Here is an 18,914-nt window from a genome sequence, read left to right as displayed (position 1 = left end):
GTTCATCGAACAATTTACCGTAACAATCTGATATTCAATAAGATATTGACGCGCCGACGTCAGTTTGAACCGCATTTGACGCCATGTTCGGCGATAAAAATTTACTCACCTGGGAATGCTGGCTTGACATTAATCTTACAACTTTACATTAAAGACAGACGACATCGCCGCAAGGTCTTTGCAGGGAGGACTGGTTCATGGCCAGCTTGGATTCGCCAATCACGATCGTTCGGCCGCACCTGATCGAATTCGGCATCGGCACGGCGGGAAAGCTCGGCAAATGGGCTGCCGAAAAGGGCTATCGGCGCATGCTTGTCATCTCCGATGCCTTCAATGCCTCGCGCATCGACGTGCTGGAGCTGAAGGGCGAAGTGACGGTCTTTGCTGAAGTGACGCCCGAGCCGGACACGGCCAATCTCGAAAAAGTCCTGGCCGCGGCCAACGGCGCCAACGCCGAACTGATCGTCGGCTTCGGTGGCGGCAGCGCCATGGACCTGGCAAAACTTGCCGCCGTTCTTGCCGGCTCCGCGCAGACGCTGCATGACGTCGTCGGCCCCAACAAGGTGCATGGGCCGCGTAAGGCAGCACTCGCCCAGGTACCGACCACCTCGGGCACCGGCAGCGAGGCCGGCATCCGCGCGCTGGTCACCGATCCGGCCACTATGGCGAAGCTTGCCGTCGAAAGCCTGCATATGCTGGCCGACATCGCCGTCATCGATCCGGCCCTGACCTTCAGCGTGCCGGCCCGCACGACAGCCGCTACCGGCATCGACGCGATGGCCCATTGCGTCGAGGCTTTCACCAATCGCAAGGCCCATCCGATGGTCGATATCTATGCGATCGAGGGAACGCGGCTGGTCGGCAAATATCTCGCCCGTGCCGTCAAGGATGGTAACGACGGCGAGGCGCGCGCCGGCCTGTCGCTCGCCTCGCTGTACGGCGGTTTCTGCCTTGGCCCGGTCAACACTGCCGGCGGCCATGCGCTTGCCTATCCCCTCGGCACGCGCTGGCATGTTGCCCATGGCGCGGCGAACGCGCTGATCTTTCCGCATGTGCTTGCCTTCAACACGCTGGCCGCCCCGGAAAAGACCAAGACGGTGATGGCGGCTCTCGGACGTCAAACCTCGGAAACCATCGCATCCGTCTTCGATGCGGCTTACGCTTTCTGCGCCGAACTCGGTATCGAGATGAAGCTCTCCGGCCTCGGCGTGCCGGAAAGCGATCTCGACGCCATGGCCGACGATGCCTTTGCCATTCGCCGTCTGCTCGACAATAATCCGCGCGATCTCACACGTGCCGACATCCGCTCGATTTACGCAGCCGCGTTGTAGAAGGGACTTTTATGATGGACAGGAATGCGAAAGTCGCCGTGACGCTCGGCGATCCGGCCGGTGTCGGCCCTGAGGTGATCGTCAAGGCCTTGGCGGCCCTTCCGAGCGAAGAGCGCCGCGATTTCGTCATCGTCGGCAATGTCGAAGCGCTGGAGCGCGCCGACCGCGTCACCGGCACCGGTCTGCGGTTCGGGCCCGCCGATCGCCCCGGTGACGACAGGATCGCCGTAGATGAGGTTGCGCTCGGCGCGGCCCTGCCCGAGATCGGCAAGGTCAGCCCGGTCGCCGGCGATGCCTCGGTGCGCTATATCACCCGCGCGGTCGATCTTGCGATGTCTGGTGAAGCCGATGTCATCGTCACCGCGCCGATCAACAAGGAAGCGATGAACCTTGCCGGCCATCACCATGACGGCCATACCGGGCTTCTCGCCCACCTCACGGGCTCGAAGAGTTCCTTCATGCTGCTTGCCTCCGAGCGGCTGAACACCATCCACGTCTCCACCCACATCTCGCTGAAAGGCGCGATCGAACGCGCCAAGACCGAGCGGGTGCTCGCCACTATCGAAGCAGGCCATAAGCATTTCCTGAGGCTTGGCAAGAAGGCGCGCATCGCCGTTGCCGGCCTCAATCCGCATTGCGGCGAAAATGGCCTGTTCGGCACTGAGGACACGGAATTCCTGGCGCCCGCCGTCGAGCAGGCGCAGGCGAAGGGCATCGACGTCGTCGGCCCGATCTCCGCCGACACGGTGTTCGCCCGCGCCTATAACGGCGCCTTCGATCTGGTCATCGCCCAATATCACGACCAGGGCCACATCCCGATCAAGCTCGTCGCCTTCGAGACGGCGGTCAACGTCTCGCTCGGCCTGCCGATCGACCGCGTCTCGGTCGACCACGGCACCGCCTTCGACATTGCCGGCACCGGCAAGGCCAACCACGTCAACATGCTCTCGGCCATCGCCTATGCCCGGCTGATGGCGCGCTCGCCGCGGCGGGATGTTATTGAGCTCGGCGGGTCCGTACAGCCATAGTTTTGTCTAGGAAACGAGCGGTTACATAAGCAAAACATACGACTGCGCTGAGAAGCACGAAGAAGGCGAGAGGGCCATTCACCCCGATCGACCCGGCAACTGGCTTGAAAACACCGATCACACCTCGGTGCAAGATGTAGACGGGGTAGGAGATATACCCGATCCACGTCGCCAACGCCTCTAATTTTGCAGGCATCTCCAAAAAGAGGCCAAGCATCACGATGAGCGGCGCCAAAGCCATCGCGAACATCAAATCGTAATAAGGCCGCAGCACGGACGGAACCGGCGCTGCGATGCAGATCATCAGAAGCAGGCATGGCACTAAGGCGGTCCAACCCTTCCTCCAGGCGGGCATACCACCGAATAGACGGCTGATCACGACCCCTGCAGTAAATGAAAACATTACTCGTGGGAGTCCACCTATCGCGGAAGGCCACTCCCAGCCGATATTCAACATACCGTACTTAAGACCGACACAAACCAATAATGCAGCCGAGACCAAGGCAACGAGACAAAGGGCGCGGATAGAGAGCCGAAAAAGCCAACATGCAAAGAGTATGTTCACCAACAGTTCCCAGAACATCGACCATGCCGGGCCATTGATTGGAAACATCCCCTGCATTGGGTTGGCTTGAAGGAAATACATCGGGCTGGGCAGAAAAGCCCCGTTAGCAACTGTCGACACCAGCAGGTCAACGACACTTTGGCCTCTCAGCCCCCAGCTTGTCAGCAGAATGATCTGTACGAGACCGACTAAAATTCCGATCAGATAGAGCGGATAAAGACGTTTGATTCGTGCCGTCATAAACGCCTGGAATGGCAGACCGCGCGAAAGCCTTTTTCCGTAAATGTCCGCGATAATAAATCCGCTGAGAACGAAGAAAAAGTCGACTGCCAGATAAGCGGAGGGGGCATATCTCTCTTGGAAATGTGTAGCCACAACGCAAATTGCGGCAAACCCGCGCATTGCATCGAGAGAATAGTAACGGCTGCGGTCGGTAATCGAGACTCCTCCGTTGTCAATCACCGGTGGCGCATAACCGCGGTCGAGACTGGTCATCTTATCGATATCCTATGACACTTTATCTGAGGGGCGTGCACAGCGGTCGGCTCCTCCGCAGTACGGTCGCTGCGGAGGAGCCGAGATATCACGATTGATGGGCGATAGGGTCGACAATTGCGTCCCTATTGGTCTTGCGCTGCCGTACCTGCTTTATACTGCCGATCAAGACATTCAAACGAGCCCTGCAAAGGGCAAATATCAGGCAGCAGTACGCAATCCCGCCTGCAACGATTTCCACGGCCAACCGTGGATAAGGCGACCAATGAATCAGCGATTCGTGCAGGAGCAAAACGACGGCAACCATTCCCGCACAAGCCAGGCTTGGCCGAAGGAATTGCATCAGATAGGCCCCGACGCTCAGCTCTATATGCCGCGAAACCTTCCAACTGGTGATCGGCCAAAACAACAGAACTTCGACCATAATGGCGAAAACAATTGTTGTGACGCCATAGGGATAAAGAATTGCGATGGTCAGGAGCGTGAGGAGATTTCGCGCCAGCTGGTAGTAAAACCACCAATCCATCTCCCCTTGGCTCTTTATCAAGGATGCCTGCACGTAGCCGATCCCAGCCATCAACCCGATGACGCAGTAGAACCGGACTGGCCAAACGGCCTCGATCCAATGTGCGCCGAAAATAGTGGTGATCGCATCACCGGCAACTGCGGCAAGGCCAATGAACACCGGGTACGACACCAGAGAGCAGCCGAAGGTTGCCATCAGGAATGCTTCTCGAACTTTCTTCGGATCGCTTCGCAATGAGGAAAGCAACACGTGCGTGACGGATGTTAAGCCCCCGGCGATAACGTTGTTGATCATATCAAACAAACGCTTCGAAAAGTTATAGATACCGAGTGCCGATGGGCTCAAGAGCACGCCGATGATCAAGTTGTCCAAGCTCATGGTCTGTAAGAACCGAGTGCCAGAAGCAAAAAAGCCATAGTGAAGAAGGTCGTTCAGGCTTGCTCTCTTCAAGTGCAGTCCAGGCGACCACCCCGCACCCCAGAAGGCAGCGCCGCATGATGCCGCCGTGGCCGCGATCTGTGCAATCGCCAGCGCCCACAAGCCGAAGCCCGCGAGAACCAATATAAGGCAAATGCAAGCAGACGTGATCGTGGCGATGACGGTACGGACGGCCACCAGATGGAATGACATCTTTCTATTGACAATCGCATTCGGAACGATGGCCGTGAAATCGAAGAAGACCTTCAGCCCTATGATGTAAATAAGGTACGTGACTTCCTTATGCCCCACGTATGCCGCGATTGGCGACGCGGCTAAACACAAAACTCCGTAGACCAAAAATGAAAAGACGAGGGAAAGTAGGAATATGGTATCGAGATGGCTACGCCTTATTTCGGCTCTCTGTATGATTGCTTCACCAAACGCAGTCGGTCCAAAACTGCCTGCAAACGACACGATACTGAATGCCAAGGCGACAAGACCGAAATCCTGCGGTTGGAGAACGCGAGACGTCACCACGAAAACCGCGAAGGTGAGGACTGTCGGAATAAGCGTACTCATCGCCGACCAGAAGGCACCCGTTACGGCTGCGGCGGATCGGTTCTTACTGACATGGCTGAATAGAATATCATCGTCTCGTGCAAGCGACAAAACTGAGCTCCTACGGGCAATCAAACTATAGAGGGTTGAGGGACGAGATCCGGGGCGGGAAGACCGGGACGCAGATCTATCGGTCGACTTGACTTGTACCAAGCACCGTTCATCTCATACGGAAGGCGGGACATTGCCGCCAAAAGCTCACTGGCATTTGCCGCCTTTTCCACCAGGAGAGTGTCGCCAGTCCAGCTACTGATGAAGTCGTGCAGTTTGCTTCCGTTTCTCGCAACCGCGACATGCGGCTTATTGATCAAAAGACAGAGAGCATGACCATGTAAACGGTTGGTGATTATCCGTTGCGCGCCGGACAGCATCTTCACGCCATAATCGACATACCGAGCAGCGACATCCTCATGATGTTGGGCCACCATCTCGGAACGGCTGAAGCCACGCCGCATTGCGGCCTTGACGACACTCGACTTGCGCAAGCGCGACAAACTATCCGGACCGCTGATCCAATTGGTAAGGGGTCCGTCAACGATCGCTCGGGCTTCAGCTAGATCAACGTCGTCCTCTCCAAAAGGCTGCATGACGTATAATACCCTGAGAGGATCAGCTTCGAATGGTTTAAGCAGCCCGATACCGAATGCCGTGTCCGGCCCAGCTTCGACATCGCAATCGAAGTTCGCCTTTGCCAGATCGAAACTTTGCTCATCGCGCGTCATAAAGAAAAAATTGCGATGCCTCCCAATCGTACGCTTCGCGTACTCCATCAGTGCCTCGTTAGCGAAATCGATTGTCTGAGGCATCTGAATGATGGTTCGATCCGGATATTTGCACGCCAGGCGATAGCGAATATCATCTCTGCCGGTCCGAGCATCTCCGAAGTCGGCCCACCCGCAAATGAATATTGGCGCGTCGCCGGGAGTGTCTTTTATTTCATTAATACTTTGAAGTGATCCGCCGGTAAGCACCGGCAGGCGCCCTGTCACATCCTGCAATACTTTTGCCAATCCCAACCAACTTGCGTGGTGGCCGGGATCTTTATTGGATGGAAAATCCATTATAATGTAAGGTTGTCCTCTACTAACAAATTTCCTTACCGATTTAATCAACTTTTCTTGCAGTCGCCGTATTGCAACTTCGCCGAGATGATACATATATTCTACTTGCATTTTCAAAATTCGACCAGCAATTACATGCCCAAGTTTAGAAGTCAATTGGACTATCGTGCGTCATAGCTACGCACCAAACTTGCCTTACTTTTAACGTAAATAATGATGACGAGGTTCGGACCTTGCGCGCTCCGGAAGCATGACAAGGTCGTTGTGCTTGGCAGCGAAGGCAGCAGGTCGCCGCTTTTGCTCACGCCTATAACGGCGCCTTCGATTGGCGCGTTCGACGGCGGCAGACGGCGTCACCCCGACATTGGAAAGGGTAACGGCGCGGAAGGACGCGATTGCGACCGACCGCCCCATCACATCCCGAACAGACGGCGATCCCAGAAGACGGGTTGGTGGAGGCTGACCGTGAGCGATGAGAATTCCGGGTGGGCCGGATTGATCAGCACGTTGCGGTCGACGCGGGCGACGACGCTCGGCACCAGCAGGATGGCGCTGCGCTTTTCCTGGCACCAGTTTTCGCCGAACGCCTTGCTGACAACAGCCGGCATGCTGTCCCAGCCCGGCAGCGCCGGTTCGGAGAAGACCTCGTAGCTGAGCCCGCGCGGCATGGTGATCGTGACATAGTGCTGGTTGGGCGGCAGCCTGCCGCTGCCATGGACGAGCTTTTCGAGCAGCGCGGTCGAATAGTGCTCGCTCGTATAGATGATCGGGCTGCCCGACGCGTTCCACCGCCCCGGCGCGATGGTCGAGCCTGTGGCATCGAAGATCGGGTAGGTTCCATTGGGATCGCCGATGCGGACGGATGTCAGCGTGCGGTCAAGAAGCTGTGCGCTCACGCAGCGCTGCCGTATTTCAGGCTTCCAAGGATATCGAGCACGAGTTCGCCGCCGATCTCGCTCTGGATGACGACGTCGATCGGCCGCCTGTCCTCCAACATCGCATGCGGGCGAAACAGGAAATCACGCGCCTCGGCCTCGGTCTGCCAGACATCGAGCGCCAGCCCCCAGACCCGCGCGAGGCGGGCGAGCCTTATGCCCTCGTCGGAGGAGAGCCGATGCTTGGACTTGCGCCGCTCATAGGTGGCTTTGGGAACGAGCCGGTATTTGAACTGGAGATCATCAGGCGCCAGAAGCAGCGCCATGCGGTCAAGCGCCTTGACCGGCAGTCCCGCCTCAATGCTGGAAAGCAAGCCGAAGGCCGAGCGCGACGCCGGCTCCCTGGAGGGTAGCCCGAGAACATCGGCAACGGCAGCAAATCCCATCATGATCGTGGATCCTTTTCACATGAGGTTATATTTAGTCTCATGTGAGACGATGTTCAATAGCGCCATTCCGCTTATCTTCGAGAACAGCGGATTGCCGCATTCCGTCGACGGACCGGTCGCGGGAAACCGCAGCCAGGGATGCGCTCTCGCTCCCTCCACTCTTTTCCCCGAAGATCGTTCTTTTGGAAATTCGTTCCTCCTCATTCGCATTAATCTAGTTAATCTATAGACATAATTAATTGGAGAGAGTGGTAATGAGCATCGAAAAGTCCGGAAGCCGCTTCGGAAGACGAGACCTGTTGAAACTGTCCGCAGCGGCCGGGGTCGCCGTCGCCGGCGCTTCGCTGGTCGGGCAGAAGACGGTTTTGGCAGCCGACGAAGAACCGTCGCTGAAAGGCAAGCGCATCGCCATCAGCGCGACCGGCACCGATCATTTCTTCGACCTGCAGGCCTATAATGCCCAGATCGAAGAGGTAAAACGCCTCGGCGGCGAGCCGATCGCCGTCGATGCCGGGCGCAACGACGGCAAACTGGTGTCGCAATTGCAGACGCTGATTGCCCAGAAGCCGGATGCGATCGTTCAAATCCTCGGCACGCTCAGCGTCATCGACCCGTGGCTGAAGAAGGCGCGCGACGCCGGGATTCCTGTTCTGACCGTCGACGTCGGCTCGACCAATTCGATCAACAACACTACCTCCGACAACTGGGGCATCGGCAAGGACCTGGCGCTGCAGCTCGTCTCCGATATCGGCGGCGAAGGCAATATCGTCGTTTTCAACGGCTTCTACGGCGTAACCCCCTGCGCGATCCGCTACGACCAGCTGGTCAATGTCGTCAAATATTTCCCGAAGGTCAAAATCCTCCAGCCGGAACTGCGCGACGTCATCCCGAATACCGTGCAGGACGCCTTCACGCAGATCACGGCGATCCTCAACAAATATCCGGAAAAGGGTTCGATCAAGGCGATCTGGTCGGCCTGGGACATTCCGCAGCTTGGCGCGACCCAGGCCCTAGCGGCCGCCGGGCGGACCGAGATCCGCACCTACGGCGTCGATGGCAGCCCGGAAGTGCTCCAGCTCATCGCCGATCCGAATTCGCCGGCCGGCGCCGATGTCGCCCAGCAGCCGGCGGAAATTGGCCGCACCGCCATCCACAACGTCGCCAAGCTGCTCGCCGGCCAGACCCTGCCGCGCGAGACCTATGTTCCGGCACTACTCGCCAACAAGACCAATGTCGGCGAAATCACCAAGAAGCTCGGCATCGGCTGACACTGAACACGAGCGGTCCGGTCATCGCCGGATCGCTCGCAATCTTCCCGCCCGGAGAGATCGACATGACGGCCATTTCGTTGAAACAGCCGGTGACGGCACGCGACGACATCATCCGCTTTGAAGGCATCGTCAAGCATTTCGGCGGTGCGCAGGCGCTTGCCGGTGCGTCGCTGATCGTCAGGCGCGGCACCATCCACGGTCTCGTCGGCCAGAACGGCGCCGGCAAGTCGACGCTGATTAAGCTGCTGGCCGGTCTTCACCAGCCCGATGGCGGCCGGATCGAGATCGAAGGGCAAACATTCGACAGGCTGACACCGCATCTTGCCGAAGAGCTCGGCATCCACTTCATTCACCAGGATCGACTGCTGGTGCCGACCTTCACCGTCGGCGAAGCACTGTTCCTCGGCCGGGAACCACGCATCGCGGGCACACCGTTCCTCGACCGGCGACTGATGCAGCGCCGTGCGTCTGACATTCTCAATGACTATTTCGGTATCCGGTTGCCGAACGCAGCCTTGATCGGCGAATTGTCGACGGCCGAAAAGCAGATCGTGCAAATCACCCGCGCGCTCCTCAATCAGCCGAAGGTGCTCGTCTTCGACGAGCCGACGGCAGCCTTGGTGCGCCGGGAGGCCGATATCCTCTTCCGGTTGATCCGCCGTCTGCGCGACGAAGGCGTCACCATCATCTATATCTCGCATTACCTGAACGAAATCGAAGAGCTCTGCGACCACGTCACCGTGTTGCGCAACGGGCTGGACGTCGCCTCCCTGCCGATTGGGGACACTTCGGCTGGCGCGATCGCGCGGCTGATGGTCGAACGCGACATCAAGGAGATGTTTCCGAAGCCGCAGGTGACGCCCGGCGAAGACATCCTCAAGGTCGAGCAGCTGTCGGCGCCGGGGAAATATAGCGACATCAGTTTCACGCTTCGCCGCGGCGAGGTGCTCGGCCTTACCGGCCTGCTCGGCTCCGGCGCAAAGGAGCTGGTCCGCGCTCTCTTCGGTCTGGAGACCCCGGCTTCCGGCCATATCGAGATCAGCGGCAAGGCTGCCCGTTTCACCAATCCGACGCAGGCGGCCGGTCGCGAGATCGCCCTGGTGCCGGAAGACCGGCGTCGCCACGGCGTCGCGCTCGACCTCAGCGTCGCGGAAAATATCAGCCTTTCGAGCCTTGGCCGCTTCACCCGTTTCGGCTTTCTCGATCGCAGACGCGAACAGCAAGAAGTGGACGCTCTGATTGCGCGTCTGCAGGTGAAGACCAATGGGCGCGATGCCCTGCTGCGTACGCTTTCGGGCGGCAACCAGCAGAAGATCGCCATCGCCAAGTGGCTGAGCCGCCGCTCCGAGGTCTATCTCCTCGACGAACCGACTGTTGGAGTCGATATCGGCTCCAAGGTCGAGATCTATACGCTGATCGGCGAACTCGCGTCGCGCGGCGCCGGCGTCATCGTGCTGTCTTCGGACCTGCCGGAACTGATCGGCATCACCGATCGCATCCTGGTGCTCTTCCGCGGGCGCGTAGTGCGGGAATTCATCTCATCGGAGACCAGCGCGGATGCCGTGCTGGCGCAATCGACCGGATCATCCAAGGAACAGCGCCATGTCGGCTGAAGCGGAATTTGCGCCTTCCGGCTTCTCCGCTGCGGAACTGCCTCCGCGGCCGGCCGGCAATATTGCGGCTGCGGCCTTGCGCTTCGGATCGTTGATCGTTTTTGCCGCTATCCTGCTCATCTTCTCGCTGAGCGCTCCGTATTTTCTCAGCATCGGCAATATCGGCAACGTGCTTGGCCAATCGGCCATCTCGGGCGTGCTTGCCATCGGACTGACGGTCGTGCTGATTGCCGGCGGCTCCAATGTCGTCACCGGCGGCATCGACCTGTCGCTGGCTGCCAATATGGGCCTTAGCGCCGCCGTCTATGCGAGCCTGACGCAACTTGGCTACGGCGACACGACAGCGATTGCAGCGGCGATCTTGACCGGCGCGCTGATCGGCACGGTCAATGCCATTGCCGTCGTCTATGCCGGCATCGTGCCGCTGCTCGCGACGCTTGCCGTCATGAATGTCGTTGCCGGCCTGGAACTGGTGCTGACCGGGAATACCGTCCTCCCAGCCTCGAGCCCCTTCTTATCGGCGCTTTCGGCTTCGGATCCCTTCGGCATACCGGTCCTTGCCGATGTGCTCCTCGGTTTCACGGTGATCGCCGCAGCGATCGTGCAATATACCCCGCTCGGCCTGCGCCTTTATGCCGTCGGCGAGTTTCCGGACGCAGCGCGTGCGGCCGGCCTGCCGCTTCGCCGCCTGCTCGCCGGCGCCTTCGTCGCCAGCGGCCTCTCCGGCGGCATCGCCGGCATCCTCTCGGTTTCCTATCTCAGCGGCAGCACGACGGGTTCCGGGGAGATGCTGTTGCCCGTCGTCGTGACAGCCCTGCTGGGCGCGGTCTTCTCGCGCCGGCTGGTTCCGACAATCACCGGGACGCTGCTTTCAGCACTGCTGGTCGGCTTCCTCATCAACGGTTTCCAGCTGCTGAACATTTCGAGCACATTGGTCAGCGGCGTCCAAGGCGTGCTCATTCTCATCGTCGTTTCCGCGACCACGCTGCTGCGCCGGCAGGAGGCCTGACCATGTCGCTCCAGACCCCTACCCCCGCCATGACAGGCTTGCCGCGTCTTATCGCCGGCGGCCTGGTGCGCTATGGGCTGCTCCTCGCCCTGATCGCGGTCTTTGCCGCCTTTTCCGCGGCAACGCCGACATTCTTGACGGTTGCAAACTTGCAGAGCATCCTGGTCAATAATTTCACGCTGCTCGCCATCGTCTCGATTGCCATGACCTTCGCCGTCGCGTCGGGCGGCATCGAACTTTCTGTGGGAGCGGCGATGGATTTTGCCAGCTTCGCCTTCGTTTCGCTCGTTCTCGCCGGGCAGCCGGTGGCACTCGCCGCGCTCGCGGGACTGGCGGCCGGGGCGTTCGTCGGCGCCTTCAACGCGCTCTTGATTTCCGGGATCGGCGTGTCGCCGTTCCTCGCCACGCTCGGCACACTGTTCATCGGCCGTAGCGTCCAGCAGTTGCTGACCAATGGCGGCAATCCGGTCTATCTGCCGCCGAACGGCGTGCCGGAAGCCTTCCGTTTCCTCGGCCATGGCGCGATCGCCGGCTTTCCGGTGCCGCTGGCAATTGCCATTGTCGTCATCGCGGCCGCTACGGTCGTTTTTGCCCGCACGCGTTTTGGCCGCGTCATTCTGTCGATCGGCATTCAGCCGGGCGTCGTGCGCTATTCCGGCATTGCAGCGCCGGCCCATGTCGCGGTGACTTTCATCCTGGTCGGGCTGATCGCGGCAATCGCCGGCCTGATCCTGACCGCAACGGTCACCACCTACATCCCCTCCTCGGGCAACGCCTTCCTGCTGAATGCCATCGGCGCGACCTTCATCGGCACGACGCTCAGCCCGCTTGGCCGGCCGAATGTCGGCGGCACCGTTCTCGGCGCGCTGCTGCTCAGCATCGTCGCCAACGGCCTGCTGCTGACCGATCTGAACTTCTATTGGCAGCAGGTCGGCACGGGAACGCTGATCTTCGCCGTACTCGCCCTGAGCTTTGTCAGCAGAAAGGCCGCAAGCGGCACGTGAGAAAAGCAGCCAGTGCCGTCAAGTTCGGGGAAGCTGTTACCCCGCCGAGACGTCCGAAATCATCCGCGAGACGGCATTCTTCCAGCCGATGATCTTGGCCTGCCGCTCGCTCTCCTCCATCGAGGGGTTGAAGCGGCGGTCGCAGGCCCACGACTGCGCAAAATCCCGCTTGCCGGGCCAGATGCCGGCTTTCGAGCCGGCAAGCCAGGCAGCGCCGAGCGCTGTGGTCTCGCGGATCGCCGACCGGTCGACCGGATTCCCCGTCATGTCAGCCAGGCACTGCATCGTCCAATCCGAAGCCGCCATGCCGCCATCGACGCGCAGCACGGTTTCCAGCTGGTTGACGCCCCAGTCCTTCTTCATCGCCACCAGCAGGTCGAGCGTCTGATAGGCGACGGATTCGAGCACGGCGCGGGCAAATTCCGCCGGCCCGCTATTTCGCGTCAGGCCGAAGATCGCGCCGCGCGCTGCCGGATCCCAATAGGGCGCACCGAGGCCGGTGAAGGCCGGAACGATATAGACCTGCTGTCCGGGATCGGCCTTGGCCGCCAGCACCCCTGCCTCCGAAGCCTGGTCGATGATGCCGAGGCCGTCGCGCAGCCATTGAACGGCGGCACCGGCGATGAAGATCGAACCCTCAAGCGCATAGGTCGTCTCGCCGTCGAGGCGGCAGGCGATGGTCGTCAGCATCCGGTTGGAAGAGGAAACACGATCCCTGCCGGTGTTCAGCAGCGCAAAGCAGCCGGTTCCGTAAGTGGATTTCATCATGCCGGGCTCGAAGCAGGCATTGCCCACGGCCGCCGCCTGCTGGTCGCCGGCGACGCCCAGGATCGGAAGATCCGCGCCGAACAGCGCCTTGTCGACGCGGCCGAAATCATCGGCGCATTCCCTGACCTCGGGAAGCATGGCGACCGGAATGCCGAGAATACCGAGAAGCTCTTCGTCCCAAACGCCGTCATCGATGTTGTAGAGCAGCGTTCGCGACGCATTGGTCGCGTCGGTGGCGTGCACGCGGCCGCCCGTCAGATTGTAGATCAGCCAGCTGTCGATCGTGCCGAAGCAAACCTCGCCCGCCTCCGCCTTCTCACGCAGGCCGTCGACATTGTCGAGCAGCCAGCGAAGCTTGGTTCCGGAGAAATAGGGGTCGAGCAGCAGGCCGGTCTTGGCGCTGAAGAGTTTCTCATATCCATCGGCCTTCAGGCTCTCGCACATTTCGGCTGTGCGCCTGTCCTGCCAGACGATCGCACGGTGAAGTGGGGTTCCGGACCGGCGGTCCCAGACGACCGCCGTCTCGCGCTGATTGGTGATGCCGATCGCGGCAATGGCGGCGGCGTTCGTGCCGGCATCAACAATCGCCTTGCGCACGGTATCGACGACGGACTGCCAGATTTCGGCGGCATCGTGCTCCACCCATCCGGGCTGCGGATAATATTGGGTGATTTCCGCCTGCGCCGAGCCGGCCATTTTCATGTCGCCATCAAAGATAATCGCGCGCGAAGATGTCGTGCCCTGGTCGATTGAAAGAATATAGCCGCTCATCTCGTCTCCGGCTCGCACGAGATCGCTCCGCCTGCCAGAGATGGCAGGGCGCGGGCGGACGTCATGAGAGAAAGATTGTGGGTGCCACCGGCCGTAGCCGATGGCAGGAAGTGATGGCCGGAAGCCTCGTCGCCTCCGGCCGAGGTCTGCCTTACTTCGACTGCCAGCTCTTGACGAGTTCGTCGTAGTTGACGGTGACCGGCTTTTCCTTCTCGTTCTCGATCTTCAGCTGCGGCGCAAGGTTGCCCTTCTTCACCGCATCCGCGTTCCAATAAGCGAGATCATGCTCTTTGGCGAGCTTCGGGCCGATATCACCCTGGACGCCCGATTTCTCGATACGGCCCATGACCTTCTCCTGCTCGCCGCAAAGAGAATCCATGGCTTCCTGCGGCGTCTTGGCGCCGGCGGCGGCGTCACCGATAGCCTGCCACCAAAGCTGAGCCAGCTTCGGATAGTCGGGAACGTTGGTGCCGGTTGGCGACCACTGAACACGCGCAGGCGAACGATAGAACTCGATCAGACCGCCGAGCTTCGGAGCACGCTCCGTAAAGCTCTTGTCGCGAATGGTGGATTCGCGGATGAAGGTGAGACCGAGCTGGCTCTTCTTCACGTCAACCGTCTTCGAGGTAACGAACTGTGCATAGAGCCAGGCGGCTTTCGCACGGTCCGTAGGCGTCGATTTCATCAGCGTCCAAGAACCGACGTCCTGATAACCAAGCTTCATGCCGTCTTTCCAGTAAACGCCATGCGGGCTCGGTGCCATGCGCCATTTCGGCGTACCGTCCTCGTTCATAACAGGCAGGCCAGGCTTGACCATGTCTGCTGTAAAGGCCGTGTACCAGAAGATCTGCTGCGCGACGTTACCCTGTGCCGGAACCGGACCGGATTCCGAGAAGGTCATGCCCTGAGCTTCCGGCGGTGCGTAGGCCTTCAACCAATCGAGATACTTCTGGATCGAGTAGACGGAAGCCGGGCCATTGGTGTCACCGCCGCGCGCGACGCACGAGCCGACAGGACGCGACTTCTCGTCGACCTTGATACCCCATTCGTCGACCGGAAGACCGTTCGGCAGACCCTTGTCACCATTGCCGGCCATCGAAAGCCAGGCGTCGGTGAAGCGCCAGCCGAGCGACGGGTCCTTCTTGCCGTAGTCCATGTGGCCGAAGACCTTCTTGCCGTTCACGTCACGGCCGGTAAAGAATTCGGCAATGTCCTCATAGGCCGACCAGTTGACCGGAACGCCGAGATCGTAGCCATATTTCGCCTTGAAATCGGCCTTGTTCTTCTCGTCGTTGAACCAGTCGTAGCGGAACCAATAGAGGTTGGCGAATTGCTGGTCGGGAAGCTGGTAGAGCTTCTTGTCCGGTGCCGTCGTGAACTTGGTACCGATGAAGTCGTTGATATCGAGGCCGGGGTTTGTAACGTCCTTGCCTTCGCCGGCCATCCAGTCGGTCAGGTTGCGCACCTGCTGATAGCGCCAATGCGTACCGATCAAGTCGGAGTCGTTGACCCAGCCGTCATAAAGGTTCTGTCCGGTCTGCATCTGTGTCTGGATCTTCTCGACAACGTCGCCCTCTTGAATGACGTCGTGGGTGACCTTGATCCCGGTAATCGCAGTAAAGGCCGGAGCCAGAACCTGGGACTCATACTGGTGGGTGGTCAAGGTTTCCGAGACAACCTTGATGTCCATACCCTGCAAAGGCTTCGCAGCATCGATGAACCACTGCATTTCCTTTTCCTGGTCGGCGCGAGAGAGCGTCGACACGTCGCCGATCTCTTTGTCCAGAAAAGTCTTAGCCTCGTCCATGCCGGCATAGGCCGACGCGGTCATCGCCAGCAGCAAGCCTGCTGTCGTCGTCAATAAGTGCCGTCGCATAATATCCTCCCAGGGTTTGCGATTGCAGTCACGTCTCAGGCGGCCAAGGACCCCCGGCCATCTGTCTTCACTTTGCCGTCACACGTAGCGGAACACGCCGATGGCGTAGACCACGGAGATGGCAAGAGCCCACCACAGGTTGGGCCCACCGAGCCCAAGCCATGCAAGATGAATGAACGCTGCGCCGAGCAGCGAAAGGAAAAGCCGGTCACCGCGCGTCGTCTCGAAGCGCAGGATTCCGATCCGCGGATTGCCGCCCGGCACCGCATATTCCCATATCCCCATGCCGATCAGCAGCAATGCGATGACGATGAAGAAAGCGGCCGTCGGCCATGTCCACGCCATCCATGAAAAATCGGGAAGCGAAAAGCTCATCAAACTCTCCCCAGGGCGAAGCCCTTTGCGATGTAATTGCGCACAAACCAGATCACCAGCGCCCCCGGGATAAGGGTCAGAACGCCCGCGGCGGCCAGCAGGCCCCAATCCATGCCGGATGCGGAGACGGTGCGGGTCATGGTGGCGGCGATCGGCTTCGCGTCGGTTGTCGTCAGGGTTCGTGCGATCAGCAACTCGACCCAAGAGAACATGAAGCAGAAGAAACAGGCGACACCTATGCCGCTCGCAATCAGCGGCGTGAAGATCTTCAGGAAGAACCGCGGGAACGAGTAGCCATCGATATAGGCCGTCTCGTCGATTTCCTTCGGCACGCCGGACATGAAGCCTTCAAGGATCCAGACCGCCAGCGGTACGTTGAAGAGGCAATGCGCCAAGGCCACGGCGATGTGCGTATCGATGAGTCCAAAGGCCGAGTAGAGCTGGAAGAACGGCAGGGCAAAGACTGCCGGCGGCGCCATCCGGTTGGTCAGCAACCAGAAGAACAGATGCTTGTCGCCGAGGAACCGATATCGGGAGAAGGCATAGGCCGCCGGCAGCGCAGCTGCCACCGAGATCACCATGTTCATGACGACATAGCTGATTGAATTGATATAGCCGGAATACCACGCCTTCTCCGTGAAGATCGTCACGTAATTGGCGATCGTCGGGTTATGAGGATAAAGCGTCAGAGAATTGACGATTTCCGCATTGGTCTTGAAGCTCATGTTGACGAGCCAATAGATCGGCAGCAGGAGCACGATGATATAGATCGTCGGAACCAGCCACCACCAGCGCGATTCCTCGCCGCGCCGGCGCATCAGACGGCCGACTTCATCGGCGGAGAGCCCGCTTGCGACACTGGTAACGCCTGGGATGTTTCGGCTCGATGTCGTTTCGTTGGAGACGCTCATTTCAATTCTCCGCGTCGTGGCTGGTCATGACGGTGTAGAACACCCACGAAAGCAGCAGGATGATCAGGAAATAAACCAGCGACATGGCAGCTGCCGGACCGAGATCAAACTGTCCGAGGGCGGTCTTGACCAGATCGATCGACAGGAAAGTGGTCGAGTTGCCCGGACCGCCACCCGTGACGACAAAAGGCTCGGTGTAGATCATGAAACTATCCATGAAACGCAGCAGCACGGCGATCAGAAGAACGCGCTTCATCTTGGGCAGCTGGATATAGCGGAACACTGCCCAACGGGACGCACCGTCGATCTTGGCTGCCTGATAGAAAGCATCTGGAATGGAAACGAGGCCGGCATAGCAGAGCAAGACGACCAGGCTCGTCCAGTGCCAGACATCCATGATGATGATCGTCACCCAGGCGTCGAGCGGATCCTGCACATAGTTGTAATCGATGCCGATGGCGTTGACGTAATAACCGAACAAACCAATGTCGTTGCGGCCGAACACCTGCCAGATCGTGCCGACCACGTTCCATGGGATCAACAGCGGCAGTGCCATCAGAACCAGGCATACCGGCACGCCGATGCCTGATTTCGGCATGTTGAGCGCAATGAAGATACCGAGCGGAATCTCCAGCGCGAGAATGATCAACGAAAAAATCAGGTTTCGCTGCAGGGCGGCCCAGAATCGGTCGGAATGCAGGATTTCGGTAAACCAGTCCGTTCCGTTCCAGAAGAACTGGTTGTTTCCGAAAGTGTCCTGAACGGAATAGTTCACAACCGTCATCAAGGGAATGACAGCCGAGAAAGCCACCAGCACGAGGACCGGCAGAACCAGAAACCAGGCTTTGTTGTTCCAGGTTTTTTCCATGATCAAGCCTCCGGTCCGGCGCGCCAAGAGTCGGCATAGATACTGATAGCTGATGGCTCGAAGGTCACCCGGGGATCGGCCGGAATTTCCTCGTCCTCGGGAATGACGATCGCGATCGGCTGGCCGGCGAACTGCGCGCGGACGATCTTCTGCCGGCCGATATCTTCCACCTTGCTGACCGTCACAGGCATACCCTCACGGCCGACCCGGATAAACTCGGGCCGGATTCCAAGCTCTACCTTGGCCGCTGCCGAAGTCTTTGGCGCATAGCCGAGCGTTAGCGCGTGCTCGCCGACCCGAACCGTACTGCCCTCTACCTTGGCCGGCATGAAGTTCATGCCCGGCGAACCGATGAAGTAGCCGACGAAGGTATGGCTCGGACGCTCGAAGAGTTCGGCCGGCGTGCCGATCTGCACGATCTCGCCATCATACATCACCACGACTTTGTCGGCGAAGGTCAGCGCCTCCGTCTGGTCATGCGTGACATAGACCATGGTAAAACCGAACTGCTTGTGCAGCCGCTTCAGCTGCGATCGCAGCACCCATTTCATATGCGGATCGATAACAGTGAGCGGCTCGTCAAAGAGAATCGCGTTCACATCCGAGCGCACGAGGCCGCGGCCGAGCGAAATCTTCTGCTTCTGGTCCGCCGTCAAGCCGCGCGCGCGCCGCTTGGCCCAGCCGGCAAGATCGATCATCTCGAGGATTTCGCGGACGCGCCGGTCGACATCCGCCTCGGCCACGCCGCGGTTGCGCAGAGGAAAGGCGAGGTTGTCGTAGACCGTCATCGTGTCGTAGATGACCGGGAACTGGAATACTTGCGCGATATTTCGCTGCTGTGTCGGCAGGTTCGTAACATCCTGCCCGTCGAAGAGAATCCGCCCTTCGGACGGCTGAATGAGGCCCGAAATGATATTGAGCAGCGAGGTCTTTCCGCAGCCCGAAGGCCCGAGCAGTGCATAAGCGCCGCCATCGTTCCACTCATGGTGCACTTCCTTGAGAGCGTAGTCCTTCTCGCTCTTCGGGTTCGGCCCATAGGCATGGCGAATATGATCGAGGGTGATACGTGCCATGATCTTC

17 protein-coding genes are annotated in these 18,914 nt (G+C 59.6%); 6 read left to right on the top strand and 11 right to left on the bottom strand.

The window, feature by feature from the left end; all coding sequences use genetic code 11:
* The first annotated feature begins 197 nt into the window (after positions 1–197).
* The gene (locus HJB84_RS14500) at positions 198–1,331 is read left to right on the top strand and encodes an iron-containing alcohol dehydrogenase (protein WP_207585812.1); all 1,134 of its coding nucleotides are present in this window, start codon (positions 198–200) and stop codon (positions 1,329–1,331) included.
* A gap of 14 nt (positions 1,332–1,345) precedes the next feature.
* A complete protein-coding gene (gene pdxA / locus HJB84_RS14495; RefSeq protein ID WP_207585918.1) occupies positions 1,346–2,359 on the top strand; it encodes a 4-hydroxythreonine-4-phosphate dehydrogenase PdxA in 1,014 nt (337 codons plus the stop codon).
* Here the strand turns inward: pdxA and HJB84_RS14490 are convergent.
* The 5 genes from HJB84_RS14490 to HJB84_RS14470 all read right to left on the bottom strand — a co-directional run bounded on the left by HJB84_RS14490 (position 2,328) and on the right by HJB84_RS14470 (position 7,368).
* Complete coding sequence (locus HJB84_RS14490; protein ID WP_207585813.1) at positions 2,328–3,419, bottom strand: acyltransferase; 1,092 nt, start codon at positions 3,417–3,419, stop codon at positions 2,328–2,330. The two genes, pdxA and HJB84_RS14490, sit on opposite strands and share 32 nt — an antisense overlap.
* Before the next feature lie 88 nt (positions 3,420–3,507).
* Positions 3,508–5,034, bottom strand: a complete 1,527-nt coding sequence (locus tag HJB84_RS14485; protein WP_207585814.1) for a lipopolysaccharide biosynthesis protein — start codon at positions 5,032–5,034, stop codon at positions 3,508–3,510.
* Positions 5,035–5,054: 20 nt separating this feature from the next.
* On the bottom strand, positions 5,055–6,140 hold the full coding sequence (locus HJB84_RS14480; protein ID WP_207585919.1) for a polysaccharide pyruvyl transferase family protein: 1,086 nt from the start codon (positions 6,138–6,140) through the stop codon (positions 5,055–5,057).
* A gap of 317 nt (positions 6,141–6,457) precedes the next feature.
* Positions 6,458–6,940, bottom strand: a complete 483-nt coding sequence (locus tag HJB84_RS14475; protein WP_221116240.1) for an RES family NAD+ phosphorylase — start codon at positions 6,938–6,940, stop codon at positions 6,458–6,460.
* Positions 6,937–7,368: an antitoxin Xre-like helix-turn-helix domain-containing protein gene (locus HJB84_RS14470; protein ID WP_207585816.1), complete on the bottom strand. Its 432-nt coding sequence runs from the start codon at positions 7,366–7,368 to the stop codon at positions 6,937–6,939. The genes HJB84_RS14475 and HJB84_RS14470 overlap by 4 nt, the downstream gene beginning before the upstream one ends.
* Positions 7,369–7,622: 254 nt before the next feature.
* Between HJB84_RS14470 and HJB84_RS14465 the strand changes: the two genes are divergently transcribed.
* The 4 genes from HJB84_RS14465 (at position 7,623) to HJB84_RS14450 (ending at position 12,265) form a co-directional block, all read left to right on the top strand.
* Complete coding sequence (locus HJB84_RS14465) at positions 7,623–8,636, top strand: sugar ABC transporter substrate-binding protein (protein WP_207585817.1); 1,014 nt, start codon at positions 7,623–7,625, stop codon at positions 8,634–8,636.
* A 65-nt stretch (positions 8,637–8,701) separates the two neighbouring features.
* Complete coding sequence (locus HJB84_RS14460; protein WP_221116239.1) at positions 8,702–10,252, top strand: sugar ABC transporter ATP-binding protein; 1,551 nt, start codon at positions 8,702–8,704, stop codon at positions 10,250–10,252.
* Positions 10,242–11,261, top strand: coding sequence for an ABC transporter permease (locus tag HJB84_RS14455; RefSeq protein WP_221116238.1), 1,020 nt, complete (start codon positions 10,242–10,244; stop codon positions 11,259–11,261). The genes HJB84_RS14460 and HJB84_RS14455 overlap by 11 nt, the downstream gene beginning before the upstream one ends.
* A gap of 2 nt (positions 11,262–11,263) precedes the next feature.
* Positions 11,264–12,265, top strand: coding sequence for an ABC transporter permease (locus tag HJB84_RS14450; RefSeq protein ID WP_221116237.1), 1,002 nt, complete (start codon positions 11,264–11,266; stop codon positions 12,263–12,265).
* 36 nt (positions 12,266–12,301) lie between these two features.
* Here HJB84_RS14450 and glpK read toward each other — a convergent pair whose 3' ends face one another.
* From glpK to HJB84_RS14420, 6 genes are all read right to left on the bottom strand, one after another.
* A complete protein-coding gene (gene glpK / locus HJB84_RS14445; protein ID WP_221116236.1) occupies positions 12,302–13,804 on the bottom strand; it encodes a glycerol kinase GlpK in 1,503 nt (500 codons plus the stop codon).
* A 151-nt stretch (positions 13,805–13,955) separates the two neighbouring features.
* Entirely contained in the window at positions 13,956–15,680 is a 1,725-nt protein-coding gene (locus HJB84_RS14440; protein WP_207585822.1) for an ABC transporter substrate-binding protein, read from the bottom strand.
* 78 nt (positions 15,681–15,758) lie between these two features.
* On the bottom strand, positions 15,759–16,055 hold the full coding sequence (locus HJB84_RS14435) for a DUF2160 domain-containing protein (RefSeq protein WP_164011166.1): 297 nt from the start codon (positions 16,053–16,055) through the stop codon (positions 15,759–15,761).
* The gene (locus tag HJB84_RS14430) at positions 16,055–16,966 is read right to left on the bottom strand and encodes a carbohydrate ABC transporter permease (RefSeq protein WP_207585823.1); all 912 of its coding nucleotides are present in this window, start codon (positions 16,964–16,966) and stop codon (positions 16,055–16,057) included. Before HJB84_RS14430 ends, HJB84_RS14435 begins: the two co-directional genes overlap by 1 nt.
* Before the next feature lies 1 nt (position 16,967).
* Complete coding sequence (locus HJB84_RS14425) at positions 16,968–17,834, bottom strand: carbohydrate ABC transporter permease (protein ID WP_007637179.1); 867 nt, start codon at positions 17,832–17,834, stop codon at positions 16,968–16,970.
* Between the two features lie 2 nt (positions 17,835–17,836).
* Positions 17,837–18,907 carry an ABC transporter ATP-binding protein gene (locus tag HJB84_RS14420; RefSeq protein ID WP_207585824.1) on the bottom strand — a complete coding sequence of 357 codons (1,071 nt, stop codon included), beginning with the start codon at positions 18,905–18,907 and terminating at the stop codon, positions 17,837–17,839.
* Positions 18,908–18,914: the final 7 nt, after the last annotated feature.

This window comes from Rhizobium sp. NZLR1b (genome assembly GCF_019685155.1).
Classification (GTDB): Bacteria; Pseudomonadota; Alphaproteobacteria; order Rhizobiales; family Rhizobiaceae; genus Rhizobium.
The sequence above is the reverse complement of the archived record's forward strand: the minus strand, read 5'-3'. Positions and strand labels throughout refer to the sequence as shown.

Excerpts from the sequence above, each read along its gene's own strand:
- HJB84_RS14420 (WP_207585824.1), bottom strand. The coding sequence starts at position 18,907 with ATGGCACGTATCACCCTCGATCATATTCGCCATGCCTATGGGCCGAAC.
- HJB84_RS14465 (WP_207585817.1), top strand. The coding sequence starts at position 7,623 with ATGAGCATCGAAAAGTCCGGAAGCCGCTTCGGAAGACGAGACCTGTTG.
- glpK (WP_221116236.1), bottom strand. The coding sequence starts at position 13,804 with ATGAGCGGCTATATTCTTTCAATCGACCAGGGCACGACATCTTCGCGC.
- HJB84_RS14500 (WP_207585812.1), top strand. The coding sequence starts at position 198 with ATGGCCAGCTTGGATTCGCCAATCACGATCGTTCGGCCGCACCTGATC.
- HJB84_RS14450 (WP_221116237.1), top strand. The coding sequence starts at position 11,264 with ATGTCGCTCCAGACCCCTACCCCCGCCATGACAGGCTTGCCGCGTCTT.
- HJB84_RS14440 (WP_207585822.1), bottom strand. The coding sequence starts at position 15,680 with ATGCGACGGCACTTATTGACGACGACAGCAGGCTTGCTGCTGGCGATG.
- HJB84_RS14435 (WP_164011166.1), bottom strand. The coding sequence starts at position 16,055 with ATGAGCTTTTCGCTTCCCGATTTTTCATGGATGGCGTGGACATGGCCG.
- pdxA (WP_207585918.1), top strand. The coding sequence starts at position 1,346 with ATGGACAGGAATGCGAAAGTCGCCGTGACGCTCGGCGATCCGGCCGGT.
- HJB84_RS14490 (WP_207585813.1), bottom strand. The coding sequence starts at position 3,419 with ATGACCAGTCTCGACCGCGGTTATGCGCCACCGGTGATTGACAACGGA.
- HJB84_RS14480 (WP_207585919.1), bottom strand. The coding sequence starts at position 6,140 with ATGTATCATCTCGGCGAAGTTGCAATACGGCGACTGCAAGAAAAGTTG.
- HJB84_RS14455 (WP_221116238.1), top strand. The coding sequence starts at position 10,242 with ATGTCGGCTGAAGCGGAATTTGCGCCTTCCGGCTTCTCCGCTGCGGAA.
- HJB84_RS14425 (WP_007637179.1), bottom strand. The coding sequence starts at position 17,834 with ATGGAAAAAACCTGGAACAACAAAGCCTGGTTTCTGGTTCTGCCGGTC.
- HJB84_RS14460 (WP_221116239.1), top strand. The coding sequence starts at position 8,702 with ATGACGGCCATTTCGTTGAAACAGCCGGTGACGGCACGCGACGACATC.
- HJB84_RS14430 (WP_207585823.1), bottom strand. The coding sequence starts at position 16,966 with ATGAGCGTCTCCAACGAAACGACATCGAGCCGAAACATCCCAGGCGTT.
- HJB84_RS14470 (WP_207585816.1), bottom strand. The coding sequence starts at position 7,368 with ATGATGGGATTTGCTGCCGTTGCCGATGTTCTCGGGCTACCCTCCAGG.